Source organism: Paenibacillus sp. 01T422 (assembly GCF_056398785.1).
In genome coordinates, this window is the sequence record NZ_JBFTQB010000582.1 from 1 (window position 1) to 4,190 (window position 4,190).

Genomic DNA, 4,190 nt, shown 5'->3' on the forward strand with positions numbered 1-4,190 from the left:
CGTGGTACCACCTTAAGGTCGTTGCGAATGAAGATCACATTCAGGTCTATGTGAATGACAATCCACTCAATGTCAATGCGTATCCGAAATTTGATTTGTTGGATGCATCGCATATGGCTACTGGCAAAATTGGACTGCGGATATGGCAGGCAGAAGCCAAATTTGACAACATTAAAGTTTCTTCGCACCACGAATCGATCACTGGACCATCGTATACCAACTCTGTGTTGCCGAACATTGCGGACCCATTCGTACTTCAGCATGACGGCAAGTATTATTTATATGGGACGAATACCTCAACTGCGGCTAATAAGCCAAAGGGATTCAAAGTATACACCTCAACGGATCTGGTCAATTGGTTGGAGCAGGATGAATTGGCGTTAAAGCAGTCTGATTCTTGGGGGACCAGCGGGTTCTGGGCACCTGAGGTCGTGGAAAAGAACGGGACCTTCTACATGTACTATGTAGTCAATGAAAGGCTGGCTGTAGCAACAAGCAGCTCACCTCTAGGGCCGTTCGTTCAAGACGTCAAACAGCCGATGCATCTGAATACACCGGAAATCGATGCGCATATTTATACAGATGATAACGGCAAAAAGTACATCTACTTCGTCAGGTTCAATCAAGGCAATGAAATTTGGATGGCTGAACTGAGCGAAGATATGAAGAGCATGAAGGAAGATACGGTACAATTCGTGTTCCGAGCTACCCAAGATTGGGAACGCAGTCAGAAGCAGCCGGTTGCCAGTATTAACGAGGGGCCATTCATGATCAAGCATAATGGAACCTACTATTTGACCTATTCCGGCAACCATTTCGAAAGCCCGGATTATGGCGTTGGTTATGCAACCGCTCCAACACCAATGGGACCTTGGACGAAATACACGTATAACCCGATTATGAAATCCAACACGATTGTGCCCGGAGCGGGACATCATTCCTTGATCAATTCACCAGATGGTACGGAATTGTTCATGGTGTACCATACGCATTACAAAGCTGGTACAACGGAACCGCGCAAACTTGCGATTGATCGTGTTCATTTTGTCCCGCAAGCCAGCGGTATTGATGCGATGGAAGTATGGGGACCGACGATTACGCCTCAGCTTAAGCCTTCCGCTGAGCAGTCGACAGAGGAACCGATGGCTACATTAAAAGGAGCAAGCAGCGTGGAAGCTGGGCAGGCCTTCGATCTCATGTACGGTCTCAGCCATTTGAGCGTCACTCAAAGTATTTATGCCCAAGACATCACGGTCACGTTCGATCCTACGCAAGTAGAATTTGTTGATGCAAAGCCCGCTCAGGACGGATTAGCCATCGCCGGTAAAAACGAAATATCCGGTCGCGTGCGCATCTTGCTTGCAAAGATAGGAGCAGACGGTGCCGCTCATGCCAACGGTGATCAGCTGAAGCTCCAATTCAAGGCGAAATCTTCCTCTCAACCAGCTGTAATCGGGCTAACAAATGTGATCATTTCGAATGGTCTAGGAGAGGAAACTGCGCTAGGTAATGTATTCATGCAGGTAGAAATCCAGGCGGGGGATCGAGCAGTGCTTAGCGCCGCTATAGCATCAGCGCAAGCGAAGTTTGATGCCGCAGTGGAAGGAACAGAAGTGAATCAATATCCGTTGGGATCCAAGGCTATATTGCTGTCAGCGATCCAGAAAGCAAAATCGGTTCTGAACAATCCGAATGCTTCCCAACAGCAGATTGATCTAGCAGCAACAGAGCTTAATATCGCGCTTCAAGCCTTCATCGATTCGGTCAATACAGCTCATCCTAGTGATGTTAACAACGATGGACACGTTGCAATCGGCGATCTTGGCATCGTGGCTGCAGCCTATGGGAAAACCTTCAATGATCCAGATTGGAGCTTGTACAAAAAGGCAGATATTAATGGAGATGGCAAAGTAGATATTGAAGACTTGGCAGAGGTAGCTCGAATGATATTGAATTAACGTGAAAAAGGCGTGCAAATGGATTACCAATTTGCACGCCTTTTTCAGTTTGATATTTATAAAGAGATTAGCCCTGTATGTGTGAGGCATTCTGAGATAGCGTCAAGCATGACTGGATAAATAGGAATGACGATATGAATAGGACCAAGTTCGAACAATCCGCTTCTGTTATGGACCGTTGCTCCTTGCACATAAATACGGAAGTGATCGGAGCCTGAAGATAAATGCGTGGTCTCTTGGTTACCCGATCGAGCATTTACGAAAGACATGGCTTTGAGTGAAGAATTCTCATAGGGAACAATACTGATGATATTCTCCAATTTAAAATAATAATTAATATGTGGCTTGTGAAGAATCAGTTCTTTGGTCGTGATGGTCAAACCATAATCCTTCTTCTTATGAGACATTTTCAAGTCGCCGTCTAGCGATTTTATCTGAATAAAATCCGAACTCATGGCAAAGCCCTCCTTCACGAGTTATGATGATCGCTTGTCTTAACAGAATAACATAGATCAACATCCTTGTTAAATGGAGGGACTTGGTTGTTATTTTTGCTGGAAAAGGATGGAGCATTGTGTGCCCTGGTTTAGCACGCTGCTGAAGGAGATTTTCCCGTTCATCATTTTGATGATGCTCATTACGACGACAAGCCCGAGTCCAGTTCCTTGTTCTTTGGTTGTATAAAACGGCATACCCAGTGAATCTAATTGTGACTGACTCATGCCAACCCCTGTATCGCTTATGGAAATTTGAACGCCGCCGGACAGCTTGCAGGTGCGTAGGGATATGTGACCGCCATCAGGCATGGACTCAATCGCATTTTTAACCAAATTCATTAAGCATTGCCGGAGTTTCTTGGATTCCCCTAAGATGAATAGGGGGTCATCTGTCTCATGAATGATGTCTATCGCAACCTGATGATCCGTAGCAAGTGGAGTAATGAAGCGAAGTGTGGCTTCCAATTCCTCCTTAATATCCAACTGTTCCTGCAATCCGTTCGACGGTTTGGCATAGTTCAAATAATCGTTGATAATGGTATTCGCCTGATCTACGCCGGATAGCGCTAGCTCAATATATCTCTTTTGGTCATGGAGCGGCAGCTCTTTCTGATCTAACAACTGAAGGAAACCGCGAATCGAGGTTAATGGATTGCGAATTTCATGAGAGATTGTAGCAGCTAATTGACCAATCATGCGGTCTTTTTCAATAGCGATAATACGCTGTCTATGAAATTCATGTTTCTTCACATGGAAAACTAAAAAAAAGATTAACAGAAGGGAAATAAAAGTAAACAATATGGTGTATAAAACATACAGGGAGAAGTAAGATTGTATGTAAGATGCTAGCAACGCATACAATACTTCGTACACGGCCAGTAAGGCTATTGCATATGTTATTTTGAACCTAAGGTTTAGTTGATTAACTTTATTCTTAATATAGTAACTACCGAGCAAGATAAAAGCACTGCTTAGCAATGCCGGTTGCCAATAATAATTAAGGACAAATATGCAACCAATATTAAAACTGATCCAAGTCATTGTAGCAGGAACAAATCCAGCAAATAGAATAACCGTTGTCAAACATAAAGGCAGAAAGTGGAGCGAATAGATGAAGGGATCAATATCTTCATAATTCCAATAAAAGATAAGTAGAATGACGAGTAGAATACCAAATAGTAGATTGCGCTGATGCTCTTTGTAAATGAATAAAGGAGTAAGAACCTGATGGATTAATGTAGCACTCATGAGGTAGAAGAGACCATGCAGTTCATGGGAAATGATTGAATGGAGCAAACGATTGCCATCCTTTCCATATGTACGACATTATCTTAGTTATTTCTACATTATCTCACATAAATAGACCTTATCAAGAGAAAGGGTCTATTTTGAATGCTAAAGATTTGCTAAAGATTTGATAAAGACTTATGGTGTTAACGGTATTAACCGCTGTATAATAGGAGTTAACTTCAATGCAAGCGTTTACAAATTCATAGGATTTGAAAACGAGGAGAGATGAGGATGAGGGCGTGCTCACAGGTTTGCGGTGTTGTCTTTAATCCGATTGACGAAGATTATGTGAACGTTTGTGACGAGTGTGAGCATGTCGAGACGCGTGAAATTGAAACAGAGAGTGAGAGGTCAGAAGAAACAAGTTACTATCTAGGGAAGTGCGGACTCATCATCGACTATTTGCTTTAAAAAGGCCTAGTCTAAAAAAAGGTTGATTACCAGC

At 43.2% G+C, this 4,190-nt stretch carries 4 protein-coding genes; 2 read left to right on the forward strand and 2 right to left on the reverse strand.

Translation table 11 applies throughout. The features are described from left to right. Positions 1–1,958: family 43 glycosylhydrolase (locus AC1DUA_RS26425; RefSeq protein ID WP_477502606.1), on the forward strand; the 1,958-nt coding region annotated here is incomplete at its 5' end. A gap of 56 nt (positions 1,959–2,014) precedes the next feature. Here the strand turns inward: AC1DUA_RS26425 and AC1DUA_RS26430 are convergent. Continuing rightward, the gene (locus AC1DUA_RS26430; protein ID WP_477502607.1) at positions 2,015–2,413 is read right to left on the reverse strand and encodes a hypothetical protein; all 399 of its coding nucleotides are present in this window, start codon (positions 2,411–2,413) and stop codon (positions 2,015–2,017) included. A gap of 90 nt (positions 2,414–2,503) precedes the next feature. After that, positions 2,504–3,751, reverse strand: coding sequence for an ATP-binding protein (locus AC1DUA_RS26435; RefSeq protein WP_477502608.1), 1,248 nt, complete (start codon positions 3,749–3,751; stop codon positions 2,504–2,506). Between the two features lie 225 nt (positions 3,752–3,976). On the opposite strand from AC1DUA_RS26435, the gene AC1DUA_RS26440 reads away from it, so the two are divergent. Continuing rightward, entirely contained in the window at positions 3,977–4,156 is a 180-nt protein-coding gene (locus tag AC1DUA_RS26440) for a hypothetical protein (RefSeq protein ID WP_477502609.1), read from the forward strand. Positions 4,157–4,190 lie beyond the last annotated feature (34 nt).

What these genes read in the sequence shown, in the direction of transcription:
- AC1DUA_RS26430 (WP_477502607.1), bottom strand. Translation starts at nt 2,413, where the DNA reads ATGAGTTCGGATTTTATTCAGATAAAATCGCTAGACGGCGACTTGAAA.
- AC1DUA_RS26440 (WP_477502609.1), top strand. Translation starts at nt 3,977, where the DNA reads ATGAGGGCGTGCTCACAGGTTTGCGGTGTTGTCTTTAATCCGATTGAC.